Genomic DNA, 23,268 nt, shown 5'->3' with positions numbered 1-23,268 from the left:
GAACAGCTCCTGCCGGCGCGGCTCGGAAGCAAGGTGGAGCTGCGCCACGGCGGCCGCGTCCGGCGTTTCGCGATAACGCGCCAGCGCCGCCTCGAGCCGGGCGTGATCGGGACCGAAGCTCTCCTGCAGCATCTGGAAGAAGGCGAGCCGGCCGGCGGCGTCGAGCCGTTCCCATTCCTCGAGCACGGCCTGCGCCAGCGCCATGCCGGAAGCCTCGCCACGGCCTGAAAGCAGGTGCTCGCAGAGCTGCCCCAGCGGCCGGCGCCGGCCAGACGAGGTGAAGCGCTCGAAATTGATCAGCGCCCGGCCGCGATCGGCAACGGTCGTCAGGAGCTCGCCGAGAAACGCCATGTCCATGCCAGTCCCCGCCTTGATCCGGCCGTATCCTATACGAGTTTTTCGCAGTGCAAACGCTAGCGCCCTTTCCGATCAGCTTGCACCGCAAGCTGATCGGAGAACGGTCATTCATCTCAAGTTTAGAGACGGATTGCGCTACCGCAGCAGGTTCCAGGCCTTGAGGAAGAAGTCCGGGGCGCCGAAATTGCCCGATTTCAGCGCCACGACCAGCTCCGGCCCGTCGACGACGCGGGTCCAGGGCACGCCGGGGTCGATCTCCGGGCCGATCTCCAGGGTGCGCACGCGCAGGCCCTGCACCACCGCGCCCGAGGTCTCGCCGCCGGCGACGAGCAGGCGGGAGACGCCGCCCGCGACCAGCAGCCGCGCCGTCTCGGCGAAGGCATGCTCGACGGTCTCGCCGGCCCGCTCGCGGCCGAGCTTGTCCTGCACGGAAGCAACCTCGGCCGGATCGTCGCTCGAATAGACCAGGAACGGGCTGTCGGCGGGTTGGGCGAGCGCCCAGGCGGCGAGCTCGGCCGGCTTCTGCGATCCTTCCGCGAGCGCCAGCGGGTCGACCTTCAAAGCGGGAATGCCGGCTGCGAGCGCCGCCGCGATCTGGGCGCGCGTCGCGGTCGAGCAGCTGCCGGAGATGATGCCGGCGCGCCCCGAAGGCGCGGACAGATGCGTCGCCGTCTCGCGCCAGGGCAATAGCCCCGCCTTCCGGAAATTCTCGGGCAGGCCCATGGCGATGCCGGAGCCGCCGGTCAAAAGGACATGCTCGGCGATGGCCTCGCCGAGCACCATCAGATGGCCGTTGTCGAGCGCATCGGTGACGACGTAGCGCGCGCCCTCGGCCGCCAGCTCGGCCAGGCGCTGGCGCACGGCGCTGGCGCCCTGGGAGACGACCGAATGGGCGACCAGTCCGACGGGATGCTGCGTCTGCGCGCCCATCAGGCGCATCAGGTTGGAGTCGCGCATCGGCGTCAGCGGATGGTCCTTCATCGAGCTTTCGTGCAGCGGCACCTCGCCGACGAAGAGCCAGCCCTGGAAGATCGAGCGGCCATTGGCGGGAAAGGCTGGGCAGATGATCGCCTGGCTGGCGCCGAGGCGCTGCATCAGCGCATCCGCGACCGGGCCGATATTGCCCTGCGCTGTCGAATCGAAGGTCGAGCAGTATTTGAACAGGATCTGCCTGGCGCCGGCGGCGAGCAGCGCCTCGCAGGCGGCGAGCGAATCGGCGACCGCCTCGGCCACCGGATTGGTGCGCGACTTCAGGGCGACGACGACGGCGTCGGCCTCGGGCAGCGCCGCGCCGGGAGCCGGCGCGCCGATGACCTGGAGGGTGCGCATGCCGGCACGGTTCAGCATCAGGGCGACATCGGTCGCCCCGGTCATGTCGTCGGCGATCACACCCAGCAGCATGGTTTTTTTCCGTATCCTCGTCGGCTCGGCCGGTCACAACTGCGTCAGGCCCGTCGCCGGGCGCGCGCCTCAATATCAGAGATCGGCGGGGGCGCGACAGCGCCTGGCCGCGCCACGGCTATGCACAGGAGGGTAACCGGCGGCGCCGACCGTCCCGGTTGCATCCGTCGCCCAGCACGGGGCAGGATGGAACGGTACCTAAGAAAAAAAACGAGAGGGGATGCCGGTGCTGTCGACGCAGGTCGTGGAATGCGCCACTTTGGTACCGAATGGGACCAACCCGCATGACTGACCCGGGCGAAGCTGAGCAGGAAGCGGTGAGCCGGCCGGCGCCCGCCGGAGCTGCCGTGCTTGCCGTGGACAAGCTGTCGATCCGTTTCGACGGGCTGCCGGAAGGGCTCTCGCTGGTCGACGAGCTCAGCTTTTCGGTGGTGGCCGGGCGCACGCTCTGTCTCGTCGGCGAATCCGGCTGCGGCAAGAGCCTGGTCTCGCTGGCGATCATGGGCCTGCTCGCCTCCCCGCCGGCTCGCATCACCTCCGGCTCCGTCACGCTGGAAGGCGAGGCGATCCTCGGTGCCCCGGCGCAGCGGATGATGCAGCTCCGCGGCAACCGGATGGCGATGATCTTCCAGGAGCCGATGACCTCGCTGAACCCGGCCTTCACCATCGGCGACCAGCTGGCCGAGGCCGTGCTCTGCCATCACCAGGTGGCCCCGGAGGAAGCGCGCCGGCGCGCCATCGAGATGCTGCGCAAGGTCCGCATCCCGGCGCCGGAAGCGCGGATGAGCGCCTATCCGCACCAGATGTCTGGCGGGATGCGCCAGCGCGCCATGATCGCGATGGCACTCGCCAACAGCCCGAAGCTGCTGATCGCCGACGAGCCGACGACGGCGCTCGACGTCACCATCCAGGCGCAGATCCTGAAGCTGATCCGCGACCTCCAGTCCGAGGCCGGCACTGCGATGATCCTGGTGACGCATGATCTCGGCGTCGTCGCCGAAGTCGCCGACGAGGTCGCGGTGATGTATGCCGGCCGCATCGTCGAGCAGGGTCCGGTCGAACGCATCTTCGCGGACCCGCAGCATCCCTATACGCTCGGCCTGATGGGCTCGCTGCCCTCGCTGGGGCCGCGGCAGGGCAAGCTCGCCGCGATTCCCGGCGCGGTGCCGCCCCCGGCGCGCTGGCCGCAGAGCTGCCGCTTCGCCTCGCGCTGCCCCTTCGTCGCCCCGGTCTGCACCGAGAGCCGGCCGCCGCTGCGCGAGCTCGAAAACGGGCACAGGGTCGCCTGCTTCCGGGCGCCGATCGAAAACATCGCGATGGTGGCGGCATGAGCGGCGACGGCCAGGACATCATCGTCGAGGCCGTCGGCCTCACCCGCCATTTCAAGGCGAAGAAGCCCTCGCTCTTCGCCAAGGCGCCGCTGGTCAGGGCCGTCGACGGCGTCTCCTTCCAGGTCCGGCGCGGCGAGACCTTCGCCATCGTCGGCGAATCCGGCTGCGGAAAGTCGACCCTGTCGCGGCTGCTGCTGCGGCTGATTGAGCCGACTTCAGGCGAGGTCCGGTTCGAGGGGCGCGACATCACCGCGCTTCCTGCCGAGGAGCTGCGCCGGCTGCGGCGACGCATGCAGATGATCTTCCAGGATCCTTACGCCTCGCTCAATCCGCGCATGAGCATCGGCGAACTGATCGGCGAGCCGCTTTCGGTCCATGGCCTCGCCGGCGGCAAGGAGAAGGCGGCACGCGTCGCCGAGCTTCTACGCAGGGTCGGGCTGCTGCCCGATTATGCCAGCCGTTATCCGCATGAATTCTCCGGCGGCCAGCGCCAGCGCATCGGCATCGCAAGGGCGCTGGCCTGCGGGCCGAGCCTGCTGATCGGCGACGAGCCGGTCTCGGCACTCGACGTCTCGATCCGCGCCCAGGTGATCAACCTGCTCGAGGATCTCAAGGCCGAGTTCGGGCTGACGATCATCCTGGTGGCGCACGATCTTGCCGTGATCCGCCATACCAGCGACCGGGTCGCGGTGATGTATCTCGGCGAGATCGTCGAGCTGGCGCCGGCGCAGGCGCTGTTCTCGCGACCGCTGCATCCCTACACTCGCATGCTGATGGCGGCGATCCCGGTGCCCGATCCGCGCGCCCGCAGCGGCGAGCCCGTGCTGGAGGGCGACCTGCCGAGCCCGACCAGCCCGCCGCCCGGCTGCCGCTTCCATCCGCGCTGCCCGCATGCGCAGGCGCGCTGCCGGCAGGAGCACCCGGTGCTGAGGGAGAGCGCCGCGGGCCATGCCGTCGCCTGCCATTTCGCCGAGGAGATCGCCGCGAGCCAGCCGGCCGCACTGGCGCTGCCGCCGGAAAGTCCGAACCGCCGCCGCCGCATCGCGCTCTTCGCCGCCGCCCAGGCGGGCGCCGAGGAACTTCGACCACAATAACCAAACAGAAGAGGGGAAATCCGATGAAACGTCTCGCACTGCTCGCTTCCGCCGCCATTCTCGGCCTCGCCATCCTGCCGGCCCAGGCCCAGTCACCCTCGACCTTGCGCATCGGCCTGCAGGAAGACCCGGACGTGCTCGATCCGCACAAGGCGCGGACCTTCGTCGGCCGCATCGTCTTCAAGGGCCTGTGCGACAAGCTGCTCGACATCACGCCGGAGCTGAAGATCATCCCGCGGCTCGCCACCGAATGGTCGTTCTCGGACGACGGGCTGACGCTGAGGATGAAGCTGCGCACCGACGCCAAGTTCCATGATGGCGAGGCCTTCGACGCCGCCGCCGCCAAGGCCAATCTCGAGCGCGCGATGACGCTGCCCGACTCGCTGCGCAAATCCGAGCTCGCCTCGATCGAGAGCATCAGCGTGGTCGATCCGGCGACGATCGCGCTCAAGCTGAAGCGGCCCGACGCGACCCTGCTCGCCCAGCTGACCGACCGCGCCGGCATGATGCTCTCGCCCAAGAGCCTCGGCCCCGACATCGGCTCCAAGCCGATCTGCTCCGGCCCCTACCAGTTCGTCGAGCGGGTCCAGAACGACCGCATCGTGCTCGACAAGTTCAAGGGGCATTGGGAGGCGGCGAACTATCATTTCGACCGGGTGATCTACCGCGCCATTCCCGACACCACGGTCAGGCTCGCAAACCTGCGTGCCGGCGAGCTCGACATGCTGGAGCGGCTGGCACCGACCGACGTGAAATCGGCGAAAGAGGACAAGACGCTCAAGGTCGTGAGCATGCCCAATCTCGGCTACCAGGGCATCACCATCAACACCAATCATGGCGAGGCCGCCAACCAGCCGATGGCCAAGGACAAGCGCGTGCGCCAGGCGCTGTCGCTCGCGATCGACCGCAAGGTGCTGAGCCAGGTGGTGTTCGAGGGGCTCTATGCGCCGATCGTCCAGCCCTTCCCGCCGACGAGCCCCTATGTCGACGCCACCCTCCCCGTGCCGGAGCGCGACGTCGCCAAGGCCAAGGCGCTGCTCAAGGAAGCCGGACACAGCAAAGTCTCGGTCGAGCTCTTCGTCACCAACAACCCGGTCGACGCGCAGCTCGGCCAGGTCATCCAGGCAATGGCCCAGGAGGTCGGCATCGACGTCCAGATCCGCTCGACCGAATTCGCCAGCCAGCTCCGCGACCAGCAGCAGGGCAAGTTCCAGATGAGCCGGATCGGCTGGTCCGGCCGGATCGACCCGGACGGCAACATCCACCAGTTCGTCACGACCAAGGGCAACCAGAACGACGGCCGCTATTCCAACGCCCAGGTCGACAAGCTGCTCGACGAGGCCCGCACCATCTACGACGTCGCCGAGCGCAAGAAGCGCTATGACGCGGCGCAGAAGATCCTCCAGGACGAACTGCCGATCGTCTATCTTTACAACCAGACGGTGTTCTTCGCACTGCGCTCGAACATCGAGGGCTTCGTGATCAATCCCGACGGAATGATCCGGCTTTCCGGGCTAAAGCGGTCGTAGCCATTGTCCCTGCCCGCCCCCAGCCCCCTGTCATCCCGGACGACCGAAGGTCGCTCCGGGATCCATTGCAGAGCGCTGCGCCCTCCGATGGATCCCGGCGCTCCGCTTCGCTGCGGCCGGGATGACGGCGAACGTGGAATCCCGCCATGCTCGCCCTGATCGGCCGGCGCGTCCTGATCGCGATCCCGACGCTGTTCCTGGTGTCGCTGTTCGTCTTCGCCCTGCAAAGGGCGCTGCCCGGCGACCCTTTCCTGGTCATCGCCGGTGAGGAGCGCGATCCGGAAGTGATTGCGCGCCTGCGCGAGATCTACCGGATGGACGATCCGATCGTCGTGCAGTTCTTCGCCTGGCTCGGGCAAGTCGTGCAGGGCGATTTCGGCCGCTCGCTGCGTACCGGCGAGCCGGTGCTGAACCTGATCCTGCAGAAGCTGCCGGTGACGATCCAGCTCGCCACCGCCTCGATCATCATCGCAATCGGCATCGGCATCCCGGCCGGCATCCTCGCGGCGCGGCGCAAGGGCACTTTCGTCGACTATTCGACGAGCGCGCTGGCGCTGTCGGGGCTGTCGATCCCGAATTTCTGGCTCGGCATCATGCTGATCCTGCTGTTCTCGGTCGAGCTCAAGCTCCTGCCGCCCTCGGGCTACGAGTCGATCTTCGTCCACCCCGTCGCGGCGATCGAACGGCTGATCATGCCGGCCTTCGTGCTCGGCGGCGGGCTTGCCGCCTTCATCATGCGCCACACCCGTTCGGCGATGCTGGAGGTGCTGCGCTCCGACTATATCCGCACCGCTCGGGCCAAGGGGCTCGACGAGCGCAAGGTCGTCAACAAGCACGCGCTGGCGAACGCGCTGGTGCCGATCATCACGCTCTCGACCCTGCTTTTCGGCGAGTTGCTCGCCGGCGCGGTGCTGACCGAGCAGATCTTCACCATTCCGGGCTTCGGCAAGCTGATCGTCGATGCGGTCTTCAACCGCGACTACGGCGTCGTGCAGGGCGTGGTGCTGTGCACCGCCATCGGCTTCATCTTCATGAACCTCATCGCCGATGTGCTCTATGTCCTGGTCAACCCCCGCTTGAGGACGGCCTGATGGCGGACGCTGCGCTCAACGCCGCCCCCGATGTCGCCACGCCAGCCGAAGGCAGCGGCGCGCCGCGCAGCCGGGCCTGGCGCAAACTCGTCCGCAACCGTGCCGCGCTGATCGGAGGCGCGATCGTGCTGACCTTCGTGCTGATGGCGGTGCTGGCGCCGCTGCTGCCGCTCGCCGACCCGCTGAAATCGAACTTCCTCGCCATCCGCAAGCCGCCCTCGGCGCTCTTCTGGTTCGGCACCGACGAACTGGGGCGCGACCAGGTCTCGCGCCTGTTTTTCGGCGCGCAGGCCTCGCTGCTCGCCGGCATCGTCTCGGTGCTGATCGCGCTCGGTGTCGGCGTGCCGATCGGGCTCGTCGCCGGCTGGTATGGCGGCTGGGTCGATGCCGTGATCTCGCGGATCACCGAGGCGCTGCTCGCCTGCCCCTTCCTGATCCTGGCGATCGCCTTTGCCGCCGTGCTCGGCCCGTCGCTGACCAATGCGATGATCGCGATCGGGCTTTCGGCCGTGCCGATCTTCATCCGGCTGGTGCGCGGCCAGGTGATCAGCGTCAAGACCGAGGATTTCGTCGAGGGCGCGCGCGCCGTCGGGGTGCGCGATTCCGTCATCCTGTTCCGCCATGTCGCGCCCAACACGCTGCCGCCGATCGTGGTGCAGTCGACCCTGTTCATGGCGCAGGCGATCATCCTCGAAGCCGCCCTCTCCTTCCTCGGCCTCGGCCAGCAGCCGCCCTCACCATCCTGGGGACAGATGCTCAACGTCGCCAAGAACTTCATGGAGCAGGCGCCCTGGATGTCGGTGGCTCCCGGCGTCGCGATCTTCCTCGCCGTGCTCGGCTTCAACCTGCTCGGCGACGGCCTGCGCGACGCGCTCGATCCGAAAGAATCCTGATCCGCCTTCCAGGGAAACGCCCATGTTCACCACCCGGCCCGAGATCCTCGGTACCTTCGGCGTCGTCACTTCGACGCACTGGCTCGCCACCGCTTCGGGCATGGCGATGCTGGAGAAGGGCGGCAACGCCTTCGACGCCTGCGCCGCAGCCGCCTTCGTGCTGCAGGTGGTCGAGCCGCATCTGGTCGGGCCGGCCGGCGACATGCCGGCGGTGTTCTATTCGGCCAGGACGAAGAAGGTCGAGGTGCTGTGCGCGCAGGGGACGGCGCCGCAGGCGGCGACGATCGAGGCCTACAACGCGCTCGGGCTCGACATGGTCCCCGGCGACGGCCTGCTCGCGACCGTGGTGCCCGGCGCCTTCGGCGGCTGGATGGCGCTGCTGCGCGATCATGGCCGCCTGAAGCTGCGCGAGGTGCTGGAGCCGGCGATCGGTTATTTCGAGAACGGCCACCCGATGCTGCCGCGCGTCTCCGATACGATCGCCGGGCTGAGCGAGCTGTTCAGTGGCGAATGGCCGACATCGGGCGCTGTCTACCTGCCCGGCGGCAAGGCTCCACAAGGCCGCGAGCTTTTCCGCAACCAGGCGGCCGCCGAGACCTACAAGCGTATCCTCGCCGCGGCGGAAGCCGCCGGCAGCGACCGGCAGGAGCAGATCCAGGCGGCCCATGACGCCTGGTACAAGGGCTTCGTCGCCGAGGCGATGGACGCCTTCTGCCGCAAGGCGGCAGTGCTGGATTCCTCCGGCCGCCGCCACAAGGGCCTGCTGACCGCCGACGACATGGCACGCTGGCAGCCGCATTACGAGGCGCCGGCGAGCGTGACCTATCATGGCTGGGAGGTGTTCAAGGCCGGCCCCTGGAGCCAGGGACCGGTCTTCCTGCAGACGCTGAAGATCCTCGAGGGCATCGACCTTTCCGGCATGGGCCCGGCCAGCCCGGACTATGTCCACCATGTCGTCGAGGCGATGAAACTCGCCTTCGCCGACCGCGAGGCCTATTACGGCGACCCCGATTTCGTCACGGTGCCGCTGGCGACGCTGCTCTCGGAGGACTATGCCGCCGGCCGGCGCGCGCTGATCGGCGAGAAGGCCTCGCATGAGCTGCGCCCCGGCCTGATCGCGGGCTATGAGGACCAGGTCGGCAGGATGCTGGCCAATCTGCGCATCGCCGACGAGGGCGGCGGCGCCGGCAGCGCGACCGTGGGCGAGCCGACGCTGGCCTCGATGGTCGCAGCCTCGCGCCGCGGCGACACCGTCCATATCGACGTGATCGACCGCTGGGGCAACATGATCGCGGCGACGCCGTCGGGCGGCTGGCTGCAATCCTCGCCGGTCATCCCCGAGCTCGGCTTCCCGCTGAACTCGCGGGCCCAGTCCTTCTATCTCGACGAGGGCCTGCCCTCCTCGCTGGCGCCCGGAAAGCGCCCGCGCACCACGCTGACGCCGAGCCTCGCCTTCGAGAATGGCGAGCCGCGGCTCGTCTTCGGCACGCCCGGCGGCGACCAGCAGGAGCAATGGCAGCTCGGCATGTTCCTGCGCCGGGTGCATCATGGCCTCAACCTGCAGGAGGCGATCGACCTGCCGCTGTTCCACACCCAGCATTTCCCCTCGAGCTTCTATCCGCGCGAAGCGCGGCCGGGCCGGATCACGGTCGAGGAGAGCCTGGGCGAGGCGGCGCTGGCCGAACTCGTCCGGCGCGGCCATGTGCTCGAACGCGCCCCCGCCTGGACGGTGGGGCGTCTCACCGCAGCCGAGAAGAGCGCCAACGGGCTCTTGCGTGCAGCGGCGACCCCGCGTCTGATGCAAGCCTACGCAGCCGGGCGCTAGGAGGCCTGCATCCATGACATGGTCCATCGTTGCGCGCGACGCCGCGACCGGCGCCTATGGCGTCGCCGTCTCGACCTGCGCCTTCGCGGTCGGGGCGCGCGTGCCCTATGGGGCGGGACGCAGCGGCGCCATCGCCAGCCAGGCCTTCGTCAATCCGCTCTATGGCGTCGATGGCTTGCGGCTGCTGCAGGAGGGGCGCTCGGCGGTCGAGATCATCGCCAACCTTACCGCCGCCGATGAGGGGCGCGCCCATCGCCAGCTCCATCTGATCGACCGCAATGGCAAGATCGCCGCCTATACCGGGAATGCCTGCATCGACTGGTGCGGCGCCGTCGACGGGCCGCAGGTCTCGGTGGCCGGCAACATGCTGGCCGGGCCGGAGGTGATCGCGGAAACCCTGAAGGCCTATATCAAGGGTTCGGCGCTGGATTTCGACGAGCGCCTCCTCGTGGCGCTGGAGGCCGGCGAGAAGGCCGGCGGCGACAAGCGCGGCCGGCAATCCTGCGCCATCCGGATCTGGGCCGACGACCCGGTGCCGAGCTTCGACATCCGCGTCGACGACCATGCCGACCCGCTCGGCGAGTTGCGCCGGATCTGGCGCGTGGCGCATCAGCGCTATGTGCCGTTCCAGCAGGCCTCGCCGTCGCGAGCCAGGCCGGCCGGGGTCACCGACCGGGCCGAGCTCGACCGGCTCTGCGCGGAATACGCCGCGGCGTGGAACGCGCGGCATCCGGAGTGATTTGCCGTCATGCCCGGGCTTGACCCGAGCATCCCCGAAACCAGTGCTATCTGGTCATCAGATTCTCGGATCTGCGCTTCGCTTCGTCCGAGAATGACGGCGGTGCTCAGGCCGCTTTCGCCGCCCGTCCCTCACCCGCCCAGTTCGCATACCAGCTCTTGAAGCGGCGCCACTCGGCCTCGACGAAGTTGCGCTGCGGGACGGAAAGCTGGTCGCTCTCGTTGAAGTGCAGCGCGTAGGCCGCATGGCCTTCGAGCACCATCAGGTGCTTGTAGTAGAGCACCAGGTCGACGCCCTCGTCGAAGGTCGAGAGCACGTAGAGCGCACGCTCGAGCTCGATTGCGCGGCGCTCGGCCTCCGGATCGCCCGCCGCGGCCTTCTCGCTGAGCGCGACCAGATGGAGCACTTCCTTCGGCAAGGCATTGCCGATGCCGGTGATCGCGCCCGTGGCGCCGCAGCGGATGAAGCCGTGCGTCACCTGCGTGTCGACGCCGACCATCAAGGTGAGCCTGGAATCGCGGCTGGTGATGTGCTCGGCCGCATAGGAGAGCGCAGCGGCGCCGCCGAATTCCTTGAATCCGACCAGATGCGGATAGCGCTCGCACAGGGTGAAGAACAGGTCCGCCTTGGTCTCGTAGCCGTAATGAGGGCTGTTGTAGATCACCGAAGGCAGGTCGACCGCCGCTTCCAGCACGGCTTCGAAATGGGCGCGCTGTGCCGGGACCGACGAACCCCGCGACAGGACGCGCGGGATGATCATCAGGCCCTGGGCTCCGACCTGCTTGGCATGGGCCGCGAGAGCCGCGGCGCGCTTGGGGTTCTGCGCGCCGGTGCCGACGATCAGCGGGATGCCCGCCTCGACCAGGCGCTTCACGCCCTCCATGCGCTGCTCGTCGGTGAGCAGCGGCCAGTCGCCCATCGAGCCGCAATAGACCACGGCCGACATGCCGGCGCCGATCAGCTTGCGGCCGGTGCGGACGAGCTCGTCATAGTCGACGTCGCGCGAGGGTGTGCAGGGTGTCATCAAAGCGGGGATCGTCCCGCTGAAGATATTCTGGGTCATGACAAAAAGGGTCCGCTTGGAGGGGTGCAGACGGCCGCCGGAACCTGTCGGCGGCCGCAAGGATAGCCTGAGATCAAGCCGAGAGCGACTGGCCGGCCTTGCGCAGCTCGGCGAGGACCGGAGCCTTGGGCAGCCAGATCTTGTCGAACTCGGCGACGACGGCCTCGGCATCCTTCGGATTGGCGAGCTTGAAGTTCGCGCCGGCCGCCTTGAACTGCTCGACGAGCTTGGGCTCGTTGACGGCGAGCTCGTCGACCTGCTGGTCGAGCGCCGCCTTGGTGGCCTTGAGGATCAATTCGCGGTCGGCCGGGGACATGCCCTGCCAGACGCGGCCCGAGGCCAAGGCGATCACCGGCATGAAGATCGCGTTCATCTGCAGGATCGTCTTCGAGACCTTGTCGAAGCGCTGGTTCCAGGAGAATTCGAGATCGGCCTCGAGCCCGTCGACCTGGCCGTTGGTCATCGCGTCGAAGACCTGCGGCGTCGGGATCGGCGTCGGGGCGGCGCCGAGCAGCTGGTAGAAGTCGCGATAGACCGGCGTCGGGTTGATGCGCAGCTTCATGCCCTTGATGTCGCCGACGCTGTTCAGCTCCTTCGCCGCGAAAACAGCGCGCATGCCGGTGATGCCCCAGGCCAGGCCGACGCAGCCGGTCTCGCGCGGCAGCACATCGAACAGCTTCATCGCGACCGGATGGCGCACGAGCTTGGCGATCTTGGCGGTCGAATCGACGATGTAGGGCGCGGTGATCGCGCCGATCGCCGGGACGCGCGAGCCGAGCTCGGCCGCCATGATCCAGCCCATGTCGAGCGCGCCGGACTGCATCTGCTGCAGCATGGCGGCCTCGTTGCCGAGCTGGCCGGAATGGAAGACCGTCAGGTTCAGCCGGCCCTTGGTCTCGGCCTTCAGCACCTCGCTGACCTTCACCGCGGCACGGTTCCAGGGATGGCCGTTCGGCGTCAGGATGCCGAGGCGCAGCTCCTTGCTCTGGGCGAGCAGGAGCGCCGGCTTGGCAATCGGAAGGACGGCGGCGGCGGCGAGCAGATGGCGGCGTGAGATGGTCATGAGGAACTTCCCCTTATGGATGGGCAGGCGGTTTCACTTCACCAGGGCCAGCGAGAGCCATGGGTAGATCGAGAGCAGGACCAGGACGATGCAGGAGATGATGAAGAAGGGCAGCGTCACGAGGAACATCTTGCCCGGCTTCGCCCCGGTCACCGCCGCGGCGACGAAGAAGCACAGGCCGACCGGCGGCGAGAGCAGGCCGAGCACCAGGTTGACCACGACCACGACCCCGAAATGGCGCGGGTCGATGCCATAGACCTCGGTCGCGATCGGCAGGAGGATCGGCACCGTCATGATCAGGCCGGGAATGCCGTCGATCACCGTGCCGATGATCAGCAGGATCGCATTGACCAGCAGCATGAAGGTCACCGGGTCCTTGGCGATCTCCTGGATCGAGGCGGCGACGTTCTGCGGCACCTTGCCGTAGACCAGCACCCAGGAGAACACCGCAGCGGCGGAGACGAGGAACAGCACGATCGCCGAATAGACGCCGGCGCGCAGCATCATCTCGGGCAGCTTGGCGAAGCTGAATTCCCTGGTCCAATAGCGGCCGATCAGCGCGGCCGCGACCGAGCCCACGGCCGCGGCTTCGGTCGCATTGGCGAGGCCGCCAAGGATCGAGCCGACGATGACGATCGGGATCAGCAGGGTCGGGGCGGCGCCGAGCACGATCATGACGCGCTCGCGCAGCGTCTGCTTCTCGCCGGTCGGATAGTTGTAGACAAAGCCCATCGCCGCGATGACGAGGAAGAACATCACGGTCAGCAGCAGGCCGGGCACGATGCCGGAGATCAGCATGTCGCTGACCGAAACCTGGGCGAGCACGGCATAGACGACGAACATCACCGAGGGCGGGATGATCGGCCCGAGCATGCCGCCATAGGCGGTGAGGCCGGCGGCGAAGTCCTTGTCGTAGCCCTTGCGGACCATCTCCGGGACCATGACCTGCGACATGATCGCGACCTGCGCCGTCGCGGAGCCGAGGATCGAGGAGACGAACATGTTGGCGAGGACGTTGACATAGGCGAGCCCGCCGCGGAGCGAGCCGACGAAGGCCATCGCCAGATCGACGATGCGGCGCGTGATGCCGCCGCCATTCATGATCTCGCCGATCAGGATGAAGAGCGGGATCGCGATCAGCCCGTAGCTGTCGACGCCGCCGAACATCTGCAGCGGATAGTTCGGCAGGAGCTGGGTGTTGCCGGTGGCGGCGATGAAGACGAGCGCGCCGAGGCACAGGCAGAGCGCGATCGGCACGCCCGCCAGCATGATCCCGAAGAAGGCGCCAATGGTGAGAGCCATCAGTTCACCCCATCCGCGGTGCCGGTGGCGAAGCCCGGCAGGGCCTGCTTCGGCACGAGGCCGAGATCCTCGAAGAGATTGGCGAGCGCATGCAGCGTCATCGAGACGGCGAAGAGCGGCACGACCGAGTAGATGACCCAGGTCGGCCAGTTCAGCGTCTGGGTGCGCTCGGTGTAGATGAAGTTGAACGATTGGGCCGCGAACTCCCTGGCGTCGAAGCCCGCCCGCGCGATCCCGACCGGATCGAGCCAGAGCCAGCACATCACCGAAAGCCCGATGCCAAACAGCACCACGCCGAGGGTCGAGATCGCCCGGGCGATCGCGGCGCCACGCTCGGAGAAGCGTTCGGTCAGCATGGTCACGGCGAAATCGAGCCGCATCCGGGTCATGGCCGAGGCGCCGATGAAGGTCAGCCAGACGACGCTGTAGACCGCCGATTCGTCGATCCAGTAGATCGGGAAGCCGGCATAGCGCGTCGCGACATTGAGCAGGATCAGCGCCGTGAGCAGGAACATCAGCCCCTGAATCACGAACTGCTCGAGCCGCAGCCAGCGCCCTGAAAGCGCGACCATAACCTCCGGAACAGCCATCGCACGGCTTCGCGCCGCTACCGCTTGGTCGATCATTTTCGTGTCCCCTTGCGAGCTTTGTAGATTGTATAAAATCTACATGTCAATAGCTTTTCGACACGCGGCACGCTAGGATGCAGCACCATGTCAACCGCTTTGAAACACCGCACCCTGTCCTCGGCGATCGTCGACCAGCTGCGCCAGGCCATCCTCGACGGCAGCCATCCCGCCGGCTCGCAATTGCGGCAGGACGCGCTGGCGCAGGCCTATGCCGTCAGCCGCATCCCGGTGCGCGAGGCGCTGTTCCAGCTCGAGGCGGAAGGCTTCGTGAAGATCGTCCCGCACAAGGGCGCGATCGTCTCGGCCCTGTCGCTGGACGAGATCAACGACGTCTTCGAGCTGCGCAAGCTGCTCGAGCCCAGGCTGCTCGCAAGTTCCGTTCCAGCGATGACGGCTGAGGATTTCGAGGCGGTGGCGAGCATGGAGGCCGCCTTCGAGCATGCCATGTCGGCAGGCGACATCAGCCGCTGGGGCGTGCTCAACGCCGATTTCCATCTGGCGCTCTATGCTCGCGCCACGCAGCCGCGCACGGTCGCGATCGTCGCCGGGCTGCTGCAGACGAGCGACCGCTACACGCGGCTGCAGCTCCAGCGCAGCTCGTCGATCGAGCGGGCGCAGGCCGAGCACAACGAGCTGATCCGGCTCTGCCGGGAAGGCCGGCCGGCCGAGGCCAAGCTCCTGCTCGTCGACCATATCGAGATGGTGCGCCGCGACCTCGTCGAGTTCCTGGAGGCCGGCGGGAAGGGGTAGGTGGAAGAGACATCCGCGGGGAACCCCTCTCCTGTAAGGAGAGGGGCAGGGGTGAGGTGTTCGGGAGAGAAATCGCGAGCTTGAAGCCAACCGCGTGGTGAGGGTTCGCGGAACTGGTCCGACGGCCTACACTCACCCTGCCCTCTCCTTACAGGAGAGGGTTCCCCGCGCTTCACCACGACGGGCAATCGGGCCGCCATAAGGCGGCCCGAGCACGAGGCCTATGAGCCTCAGGTCAGCTTGCCGCGCGCTGCGACCGGCAGTTCGCCGATCAGCTTGTCGCCGCGCACCGTCACCAGCCGGTCGACCATGTTGACGACGACGCAGACATGGTTCGGCACGATGCGCACGACCTCGCCGACCTTGGGCCGCTCATTGCTGCGGGACAGGTCGAGGAAACCATGCTCCTCGGCGAACCTGGCGATCTTGGCCGACGGGTATTCGAGAATCAGCCCGTGCCCGTCGAGCCCGCCGGTATCGCTGGTCAGGGTCTTCGAGCCGGAATCGAGGATGCCGCGCTCGGGCCCCGCCCGGCTGACCACCGTGGCGTAGACGTTCAGGGCGCAATCCTCGAGCGCGGCGACACCGGCCGCGACCTGCATGCGATCGTTGAAGATCGAGGTGCCGGCGCGGTGCTCGGTCGAACCCTTGAGCTTGCCGATATTGGGGATGTTGGGCGAGCCGCCGGTCGAGACGATGCCGGCTTCCAGCCCCGCCTCGCGCAGGCCGGCATTGGCGGTATCGAGGAAGATCTGGGTGCGCTCCCAGCCATCCTCGGGCGGGTACATCATGAAGCCGGCGAAGCTCAGCCCCTTCGAGCCGGCGATCAGCTTGGCCAGCTCGACCGCCTCGCCCGGCGTCTCGACGCCGGCGCGCTCGCGGCCGGTGTCGCATTCGACCACCACTTCCAGATCGCGCCCGGCGATCTCGGCCGCCTTCGGCAGCCCGGCGATGGTGACGGGATTGTCGGCCGCGACGATCATGCGGACGCGTCTTTGCAGTGCTCCCAGGCGCCCCAGCTTTTCCTCGCCGAGGATGTTGTAGCTGATCAGGATGTCGTCGAGCCCGCCATCGGCCATGACCTCGGCCTCGCCGAGCTTCTGGCAGGTGATGCCGCGCGCGCCGGCGGCGACCTGGAGCCGCGCCAGTTCGGGCGATTTATGGGTCTTGATATGCGGGCGGTTGGCGATGCCGGCAGCGTCGCAGGCGGCCTGCAGGCGGGCGATGTTGGCCTCGACCTTGTCGAGGTCGATGACGACGGCCGGGGTGCCGTAGACCCGGGCGATTTCCTCAGCGAGCGCGGTCACGGCAGCACCTTGATGATGACTTCGATCTCGACGGTCATGTTGTTGGGCAGCGAGCCCATGCCGACGGCAGAGCGGGCATGGCGGCCATTGTCGCCGAGCACGGCGACGAACAGGTCGGAGCAGCCATTGATGACCTTGGGATGATCGGCGAAGTCCGGCGCCGCATTGACCATGCCGAGCAGCTTGACGACCTCGACCTTGTCGAGCGAGCCGACCGCCTTCTTCATCGCGGCGAGCAGGCCGAGGCCGGTGTGCTTGGCGTGCTCATAGGCGTCCTCGATCGAGACGCCGGCGCCGACCTTGCCGGTCGGATAGCTGCCGTCGGCGCGCTTGGGTCCCTGCCCCGAGAGGTAGACCATGTCGCCGATCCGCTTGAAGCTGACATAGGTCGCGACCGGCGACGGCACTTCGGGCAGGCTCAGCCCGAGTTCCTTGAGCTTCTGTTCGGCACTCATCTTCTTCTCCTCCAGCCTGGTTCGGCGCCGTCTCGGCACCGGCAATCAAAGTTCGCGCGTCATGTAGCGGGCGTCATCGTCGTAGCTCGCCAGCTTGCGATCAAGCGATGCGTCATGCGTCAGGCGAAAGCCATGGCGCTGCCAGAAGCCGGCCGAGCGGTTGACGGCGATCAGCGCCATCCGGCCAAGGCCGCCAGCGCGCGCCTGCCCGGTCAGCAATTCCACGAGGCGAGATGCCGCGCCGGTCCCCTGAGCCCGCGGCAGCAAGGCGAGATCATGGATGTAATAGGCATCCGCAGCCGCCGGGATCGCGCCGAGTCGGCTGTTCAGCGCCGGCGCCTGCAGAAGCGGCCAGGGATGGCTCACCACATAGCCGGCCAGCCCCGTCGCGTCGGCGAGGGCGAGGCAGCCGGCCGGGAAGAGCGCCAGCCGCTCGGCGAAGACCGCCTCGTCCTCGGGAAAACCGGGATGGACCTGCGCCGCGACGGCCATCATGGCGGGCAGGTCAGCCGGCGTCAGGGCGCGCCAATGTGGTGTGGGTGTCGTCATCGGAGCGATTACACCTCATGCTCGGGCTTGACCCGAACATCTCAGGCCGAAGGAGGCTCCACCAGCGTCTTCTGGTCCCGAGATTCTCGGGTCTGCGCGGAGTTTATCCTTGGGCCGACCGAAGGTCGGACCCGAGGGCTTCGCCCGAGAATGACGCCTGTCTCCTACGCCGCGACCTTCCTGAACTTGTTGCTGCGCCTGGGATGCCACCACGCCCCCTTCAGCACGACGCCCTCCGAGACGATCTTCCTGTCGCCGGTCAGGTGCTCGCCGGTGACGTCGACATAGTCGAACTTGCCTTCCTTGACCGTCAGGATCGTCGCGTCGCCGAGCGAGCCGACCTTGAGCGAGCCGTATTCCATCCGCTTCAGCGCCGTGGCGGCGTTCAGCGTCGAGGCGGCGACGACATTGTTCAGGCTCATGCCCATGCACAGGAATTTCGACATGGTGGTGACCTGGTCGAAGGCCGGGCCGTCGATGCAGAGCTTGTGCACGTCCGAGGAGATCACATCCGGCTCGAAGCCGTTGGCGAGCATGGCGCGCGTCGTCTTGAACGAGAACGAGCCCTTGCCATGGCCGATGTCGAAGATGACGCCGCGCTTGCGGGCCGCGAGCACCTCGGGCTTGACCGTGCCCTGCGCTGTCGCCGGCGCGTTCGGGAACGGGCGGAAGGCGTGGGTCAGCACGTCGCCCGGCCGCAGCATGCCGATGACTTCCTCATAGGATGGCGGCGGATGGTCGATATGGCACATCAGCGGCATGCCAACCTCGTTGGCGACCTGCAGGGCGATGTTCAGCGGCACCGTGCCGGAATTGCCCGAGGCGTGCAGGCCGACGCGCACCTTGATGCCGACGATCAGGTCGCGGTTCTTGTCGGCGACCTCGACGCAGTCGATCGGGTTCATCATCCGCAGATCGCCGCTCTCGCCGACCATGACGCGGTGGTCGAAGCCGTAGATGCCGGCATGCGAGACGTGGAGATAGGCGAGGATGCGGGCCTGGCTCTTCTCGATGACATGCTTGCGGAAGCCCGGCCAGTTGCCCGGCCCGGCCGAGCCGGTGTCGACCGAGGTGGTGACGCCCGAGGCCCGGCAGAACTCGTCGGCATCGATGCCGAGCGAAGTGCCGCCCCAGTAGACATGGGTGTGCAGGTCGATCAGCCCCGGCGTGACGATGTAGCCGGAGACGTCGCGGACCTCCTTGGCGCCCTTCAGATCCTTGCCGAAGCCCGAGACCTTGCCGTCGGTGAAGGCGACGTCGAGCACGCCGTCATGCTTCTGCGAGGGGTCGATGACCCTGCCGCCCTTGAGGATGAGATCGTGGGTCATGACAGCTCCTGGGAAGTCTTCTCGATATCAGAACAGAGCGCTGTCATTCCGGGCGACCGAAGGGCGACCCGGAATCCATCGTAGAGCTCGGCGCCCTTCGATGGATTCCGGCGCTGCGCGGCTTCGCCGCTTGTCCGGAATAACGGCTGGGAAAACCTCAAAATCACTCCACCACCGCGCCCTTGCGCTCGACGATCATGCCGTAGGTCTGCGGCTCGCGGTGCCTGGCGAAGTTGAAGGTCGAATTCTTGTAGCTCTTGCCGAGATCGAGATCGCAGCGGGCGATGACGAGTTCGTCGCCCTCGGTCACCGCCTGGGCCACGACCTCGCCGGTCGGCGCGATGATGCAGGAGCCGCCGATCTGGTCGACGCCGGCTTCGAGCCCGGCCTTGGCGACGCCGACGACCCAGGTCGCGTTCTGGTAGGCGCCGGCCTGCATCACGAGCTGGTTGTGGAAGTTGCCGAGCCGGTCATGCGCCGGCGCCGGCGGATTGTGCTTGGGCGTGTTGTAGCCCAGCACGATCATCTCGACGTTCTGAAGGCCCATGACGCGGTAGCTCTCGGGCCAGCGCCGGTCGTTGCAGATCATCATGCCGAGCCGCCCGCCCATGGTCTCCCAGACCGGCCAGCCGAGATTGCCGGTCTCGAAATAGCGCTTCTCGAGATTCTGGAAGACGGCGTCGGGCCGATGCTCGGGATGGCCGGGCAGATGGATCTTGCGGTATTTGCCGATGATCGCGCCGGCCTTGTCGACCAGGATCGCGGTGTTGAAGCGGCGCTTGCGGCCGTCCTCATGGGCGAGCTCGGGATAGCCGAGATGGAAGCCGATGCCGAGCCTCGCCGCTTCCGCGAACAGCGGCGCGGTCTCGTTCGAGGGCATGGCGCTCTCGAAATAGCTGTCGATCTCGGCCTCGTCCTCCATCCACCAATGCGGGAAGAAGGCCGTCAGCGCCGCTTCCGGGAAGACGACGAGATCGCAGCCATTGGCCTTGGCCTGGCGCATCAGTTCGATCATGCGGGCAACCGCCGAAGCACGGCTCTCCTCGCGCTGGATCGGCCCGAGCTGGGCTGCGGCGACGGTCAGGATACGGCTCATGCCACGCCCCTCCTTAGGGCTACTTCGGAGGAGACAGGCGGCCGCTTCGCGGCCGCATCCGCGCTCATTGCGGGACCATCGGCGCGAGCGTAGCATTTCCCGGTCGCTCGCCGGCGCCGCCGCGAATGGTCGCCTCTCGGTCTCCGGACGACCGCGACGTCGGGGGCACAGCGATGGCCACGTTCAATGTCGTGCGGTTCCGCATCAAGCCGGGCCGGGAGGAGGAGTTTCTGGCAGCGCATCGCGACGGCAAGGCGGGTTGGCCCGGCCTCGTCGAAGGGCACATGATCCGCACGGGCGAGCGATCCTATTGCCTGATCGGCCGCTGGCAGGACGCAGACGCGATCAAGGCCGCGCGTCCGCAGATGATCGCCACGCTCGACAGTTTCCGCGACACGCTGGAAGAACTGGGCGAGGGCCGCGGCGTCACGGACGCGGTATCCGGCGAGACCGTCGTCGATCTCGTCCGCTGAGCGCGAGGCGCGGCCTCGCATCGACGCGTCGCCCTCACGCATCACGGCCGATCTCCTCGGCGGAGCGACCGACGATGCCGCGATAGACTTCCGGATCGGTCGCGCCCTCGGTGCCGTAGCAGAGCACGCGGGAGGCGGTACCCAGCCCAAGCGCGTCGCGCAAGACGGGATCGCGCGCCGCCTTGACCAGGCCGGCAAGGCCCGCCACGCCGGATTCGCCGCCGACCACGCCGAGCGTCGCGAGCTGGCGCATGGCGTCGGCGGCCGCCGCGTCGCGGACCGTCATGAAGGCGTCGGCGCCGGGCTGGAGGATGCGCCAGGCCAGGATCGAGGGTTCGCCGCAGGCCAGCCCCGCCATGATCGTATCGAGATCGCCGCCGACTGCGGTGACCGCCCCGGCCCTGGCCGATTCGAACAGGCAGGCGGCGTTCTCCGGCTCGACCACCACGAAGATCGGCCGCGCCGCGCCGAGCCGCTCCCAGCTGTCGGAGAGCACGGCGGCCGCCATCCCGCCGACGCCGCCCTGGACGAAGACATGGGTCGGCGCGGCCGCCTGCGCCGCGATCTCGATGGCCAGGACGGAATAGCCCTGCATCACATCCTTTGGCACGTCCTCATAGCCCGGCCAGGAGGTGTCGGAGACGATCTGCCAGCCATTGGCCTTCGCCGCCTGCGCACAGGCGCGGACGCTGTCGTCATAGGTGCGGCCCTCGCGCACGACGGTCGCGCCATAGGAGCGGATCGCCTCCGCCCTGCCCTCGCTGACCGTCTCGTGCACATAGATCACCGCCTTGACGCCGGCGCGGCGGGCGCCCCAGGCGACGGAGCGGCCGTGATTGCCGTCGGTGGCGCAGGCGACGGTCAGCCCCTCGCGCCCTCCGGCCGCGACCAGCCGGTCGACCGCATAGGCGCCGCCCAGCGCCTTGAAGCTCCTCAGGCCGAAGCGGCCGCCCTCGTCCTTGTAGAGCACCTGGCCGAGATCGAGCGCGGCGGCGATGGCCGCAAGATCGCGCAGCGGCGTCGGCGCATAGCCTTCCCAGGCCGAGATCGCGGCATGGGCAGTGCGTCCGCCAGCGAGGGAAAGGATGGCGCGGAGATCGTCGCCATAGGGCGCGCTGCGGTCGAGCCGCGGGTTGAGGAGGAAGTCGGGCGCGGCGAGGTCTGAACTGGCGTCTAGCATTTGTGGATCGTCGGCCTCGCGCGGCCCTCCGGTCAAGCGTCGGCAAGCGCAGGCGCGGCCTGCTTCAGGAGCGGGTTATCGGCGGGCGGCAGATCGTGCAGATGGCAGGCGGCGACATGGCCCTCTGCCATCGGCCGCAACGCCGGCTCCTCCGAGCGGCAGCGATCGAAGACGAAGGGGCAGCGCGTGTTGAAGCGGCAGCCCTTGGGCGGGTTGATCGGGCTCGGCACGTCGCCCTTGAGCAGGATGCGCTCGCGCCTGACCTTGGGGTCCGGCACCGGCACGGCCGAGAGCAGCGCGACCGTATAGGGATGGCGCGGCGCCCCGAAGATCTGCTCCTTGGTGCCCATCTCGACGATCTTGCCGAGATACATCACCGCGACGCGGTGGGTCATGTGCTCGACGATGGCGAGGTCGTGGCTGATGAACAGCAGCGCCAGGCCGAGCTCCTTCTGCAGGTCGCAGAGCAGGTTGACGATCTGCGCCTTGACCGAGACGTCGAGCGCCGAGACCGCCTCGTCGCAGATGATCAGCTCCGGCTCCGCCGCCAGCGCGCGGGCGATGCCGATGCGCTGGCGCTGGCCGCCTGAGAATTCGTGCGGCCAGCGATGCACGGCGTCGCGCGGCAAGCCGACCTTGTCCATCAGCTTCATGGTGCGTTCGGTGATCGCGGCCTTGCCTGAAGCGAGGCCGAAATTGGTGATCGGCTCGGCCAGGATGTCGCGGACGCGCATACGCGGGTTGAGGCTGGAGAACGGGTCCTGGAACACGACCTGGACGCGCTGGCGCAGCGGCCGGAGCTTGCCGGCGGAGAGCTTGTCGATGCGCTGGCCGTCGAGCACGACCTCGCCGGCGGTGATCTCGAACAGCCGCAGGATCGCCTTGCCGACAGTCGACTTGCCGCAGCCGGATTCGCCGACGAGCGACAGCGTCTCGCCCTTGGCGATCTCGAAGGAGACGCCGTCCACCGCATAGACATTGGCGGTGATGCCGGAAAGCAGGCCGCCGCGGATCGGATAATGCTTCTTGAGGTCGTTGACCTGGAGAATGGGATGCGTCGTGCTCATGCCGCGATCGCGTCCTTCGGCGCATAATGGCAGGCGGCGACATGGCCTTCCGCCTTGAGTTCGAGGCCGGGCGCGACCTGGCGGCAGAGGTCGGTCGCCTTCGGGCAGCGGCCGGCGAAGACGCAGCCGTCGATCCGCGTCTTCAGGCTCGGCACCAGCCCGGGAATCTCGGCGAGGCGCGAGGCATGACCGGAGAGCGAGGAGCCGAGCTTCGGCACCGCGCCGAGCAGGCCTTGCGTATAGGGATGGCGCGGATTGGCGAAGAGCTCGCCGACCGGCGCCTCCTCGACCTTGCGGCCCGCATACATGACCACAACCTGGTCGGCGACCTCGGCGACGACACCGAGATCATGGGTGATCAGCATGATCGCCGCCCCGACGCGGGCCTTGAGATCGCGCATCAGGTCGAGGATCTGCGCCTGGATGGTGACGTCGAGCGCCGTCGTCGGCTCGTCGGCGATCAGGAGCTTGGGCGAGCAGGCGAGCGCGATCGCGATCATGACGCGCTGGCGCATGCCGCCGGAGAGCTGGTGTGGATATTCGGCGACGCGCCGGCGCGGTTCGGGGATGCCGACGAGCTGCAGCATCTCGACCGCACGCTCGGTCGCCTGCGTCTTGCTCATGTTCTGGTGCAGCCGCAGCGTCTCGCCGATCTGCCGGCCGACGGTCAGCACCGGGTTCAGGCTGGTCATCGGCTCCTGGAAGATCATCGAGATCTCGTTGCCGCGGATCTGGCGCATCTCGGC

23 protein-coding genes are annotated in these 23,268 nt (G+C 67.8%); 9 read left to right on the top strand and 14 right to left on the bottom strand.

Annotation, left to right across the window (positions count from 1 at the left end):
• Both V6M56_RS11700 and otnK read right to left on the bottom strand, forming a co-directional pair.
• Positions 1–357: malonyl-CoA decarboxylase N-terminal domain-containing protein (locus V6M56_RS11700; RefSeq protein ID WP_332683881.1), on the bottom strand; the 357-nt coding region annotated here is incomplete at its 3' end.
• A gap of 135 nt (positions 358–492) precedes the next feature.
• Complete coding sequence (gene otnK / locus V6M56_RS11695; RefSeq protein WP_332683878.1) at positions 493–1,758, bottom strand: 3-oxo-tetronate kinase; 1,266 nt, start codon at positions 1,756–1,758, stop codon at positions 493–495.
• 284 nt (positions 1,759–2,042) lie between these two features.
• Here otnK and V6M56_RS11690 point away from each other — a divergent pair, with 284 nt between their 5' ends.
• From V6M56_RS11690 to V6M56_RS11660, 7 genes are all read left to right on the top strand, one after another.
• Positions 2,043–3,089 carry an ABC transporter ATP-binding protein gene (locus V6M56_RS11690; protein WP_332683877.1) on the top strand — a complete coding sequence of 349 codons (1,047 nt, stop codon included), beginning with the start codon at positions 2,043–2,045 and terminating at the stop codon, positions 3,087–3,089.
• Positions 3,086–4,183 (top strand): ABC transporter ATP-binding protein, encoded by a 1,098-nt coding sequence (locus V6M56_RS11685; RefSeq protein ID WP_332683875.1) that lies wholly within the window; start codon positions 3,086–3,088, stop codon positions 4,181–4,183. The genes V6M56_RS11690 and V6M56_RS11685 overlap by 4 nt, the downstream gene beginning before the upstream one ends.
• Before the next feature lie 23 nt (positions 4,184–4,206).
• Complete coding sequence (locus V6M56_RS11680) at positions 4,207–5,712, top strand: ABC transporter substrate-binding protein (protein ID WP_332683874.1); 1,506 nt, start codon at positions 4,207–4,209, stop codon at positions 5,710–5,712.
• A gap of 146 nt (positions 5,713–5,858) precedes the next feature.
• Complete coding sequence (locus V6M56_RS11675) at positions 5,859–6,803, top strand: ABC transporter permease (RefSeq protein ID WP_332683873.1); 945 nt, start codon at positions 5,859–5,861, stop codon at positions 6,801–6,803.
• Complete coding sequence (locus V6M56_RS11670; protein ID WP_332683871.1) at positions 6,803–7,696, top strand: ABC transporter permease; 894 nt, start codon at positions 6,803–6,805, stop codon at positions 7,694–7,696. The genes V6M56_RS11675 and V6M56_RS11670 overlap by 1 nt, the downstream gene beginning before the upstream one ends.
• A 22-nt stretch (positions 7,697–7,718) precedes the next feature.
• Positions 7,719–9,521, top strand: coding sequence for a gamma-glutamyltransferase family protein (locus V6M56_RS11665; protein ID WP_332683869.1), 1,803 nt, complete (start codon positions 7,719–7,721; stop codon positions 9,519–9,521).
• A gap of 13 nt (positions 9,522–9,534) precedes the next feature.
• Positions 9,535–10,260 carry a DUF1028 domain-containing protein gene (locus V6M56_RS11660; RefSeq protein ID WP_332683867.1) on the top strand — a complete coding sequence of 242 codons (726 nt, stop codon included), beginning with the start codon at positions 9,535–9,537 and terminating at the stop codon, positions 10,258–10,260.
• 106 nt (positions 10,261–10,366) lie between these two features.
• Here the strand turns inward: V6M56_RS11660 and V6M56_RS11655 are convergent, their stop codons facing one another.
• From V6M56_RS11655 to V6M56_RS11640, 4 genes are all read right to left on the bottom strand, one after another.
• Positions 10,367–11,323, bottom strand: coding sequence for a dihydrodipicolinate synthase family protein (locus V6M56_RS11655; RefSeq protein WP_332683865.1), 957 nt, complete (start codon positions 11,321–11,323; stop codon positions 10,367–10,369).
• A gap of 73 nt (positions 11,324–11,396) precedes the next feature.
• A complete protein-coding gene (locus V6M56_RS11650) occupies positions 11,397–12,386 on the bottom strand; it encodes a TRAP transporter substrate-binding protein (RefSeq protein WP_332683864.1) in 990 nt (329 codons plus the stop codon).
• 33 nt (positions 12,387–12,419) lie between these two features.
• On the bottom strand, positions 12,420–13,688 hold the full coding sequence (locus V6M56_RS11645) for a TRAP transporter large permease (RefSeq protein WP_332683863.1): 1,269 nt from the start codon (positions 13,686–13,688) through the stop codon (positions 12,420–12,422).
• Positions 13,688–14,314 carry a TRAP transporter small permease gene (locus V6M56_RS11640; protein WP_442881141.1) on the bottom strand — a complete coding sequence of 209 codons (627 nt, stop codon included), beginning with the start codon at positions 14,312–14,314 and terminating at the stop codon, positions 13,688–13,690. The genes V6M56_RS11645 and V6M56_RS11640 overlap by 1 nt, the downstream gene beginning before the upstream one ends.
• 87 nt (positions 14,315–14,401) lie before the next feature.
• On the opposite strand from V6M56_RS11640, the gene V6M56_RS11635 reads away from it, so the two are divergent.
• Positions 14,402–15,067, top strand: a complete 666-nt coding sequence (locus V6M56_RS11635; protein ID WP_332683859.1) for a GntR family transcriptional regulator — start codon at positions 14,402–14,404, stop codon at positions 15,065–15,067.
• Between the two features lie 230 nt (positions 15,068–15,297).
• Here the strand turns inward: V6M56_RS11635 and V6M56_RS11630 are convergent, their stop codons facing one another.
• The 5 genes from V6M56_RS11630 to V6M56_RS11610 form a co-directional block, all read right to left on the bottom strand.
• Positions 15,298–16,374, bottom strand: a complete 1,077-nt coding sequence (locus V6M56_RS11630; RefSeq protein ID WP_332683858.1) for a D-TA family PLP-dependent enzyme — start codon at positions 16,372–16,374, stop codon at positions 15,298–15,300.
• Entirely contained in the window at positions 16,371–16,829 is a 459-nt protein-coding gene (locus V6M56_RS11625) for a RidA family protein (RefSeq protein WP_332683855.1), read from the bottom strand. Before V6M56_RS11625 ends, V6M56_RS11630 begins: the two co-directional genes overlap by 4 nt.
• 45 nt (positions 16,830–16,874) lie before the next feature.
• Entirely contained in the window at positions 16,875–17,378 is a 504-nt protein-coding gene (locus tag V6M56_RS11620) for a GNAT family N-acetyltransferase (protein ID WP_332683854.1), read from the bottom strand.
• A gap of 164 nt (positions 17,379–17,542) precedes the next feature.
• Positions 17,543–18,706: an amidohydrolase/deacetylase family metallohydrolase gene (locus V6M56_RS11615; RefSeq protein WP_332683851.1), complete on the bottom strand. Its 1,164-nt coding sequence runs from the start codon at positions 18,704–18,706 to the stop codon at positions 17,543–17,545.
• A gap of 163 nt (positions 18,707–18,869) precedes the next feature.
• On the bottom strand, positions 18,870–19,802 hold the full coding sequence (locus tag V6M56_RS11610; RefSeq protein ID WP_332683850.1) for an N-carbamoyl-D-amino-acid hydrolase: 933 nt from the start codon (positions 19,800–19,802) through the stop codon (positions 18,870–18,872).
• Positions 19,803–19,975: 173 nt separating this feature from the next.
• Here V6M56_RS11610 and V6M56_RS11605 point away from each other — a divergent pair, with 173 nt between their 5' ends.
• A complete protein-coding gene (locus tag V6M56_RS11605; protein WP_332683849.1) occupies positions 19,976–20,275 on the top strand; it encodes an antibiotic biosynthesis monooxygenase family protein in 300 nt (99 codons plus the stop codon).
• A gap of 34 nt (positions 20,276–20,309) precedes the next feature.
• On the opposite strand, the gene V6M56_RS11600 is transcribed toward V6M56_RS11605, so the two are convergent.
• The 3 genes from V6M56_RS11600 to V6M56_RS11590 form a co-directional block, all read right to left on the bottom strand.
• Complete coding sequence (locus V6M56_RS11600) at positions 20,310–21,455, bottom strand: diaminopropionate ammonia-lyase (protein ID WP_332683846.1); 1,146 nt, start codon at positions 21,453–21,455, stop codon at positions 20,310–20,312.
• 32 nt (positions 21,456–21,487) lie between these two features.
• Positions 21,488–22,522, bottom strand: a complete 1,035-nt coding sequence (locus tag V6M56_RS11595; protein ID WP_332683844.1) for an ABC transporter ATP-binding protein — start codon at positions 22,520–22,522, stop codon at positions 21,488–21,490.
• A partial coding sequence (locus tag V6M56_RS11590; protein WP_332683841.1) for an ABC transporter ATP-binding protein occupies positions 22,519–23,268 on the bottom strand: 750 nt, incomplete at its 5' end. The genes V6M56_RS11595 and V6M56_RS11590, both read right to left, overlap by 4 nt.

It is taken from the genome of Allobosea sp., from assembly GCF_036675845.1.
Classification (GTDB): Bacteria; Pseudomonadota; Alphaproteobacteria; order Rhizobiales; family Beijerinckiaceae; genus Allobosea.
The sequence above is the reverse complement of the archived record's forward strand: the minus strand, read 5'-3'. Positions and strand labels throughout refer to the sequence as shown.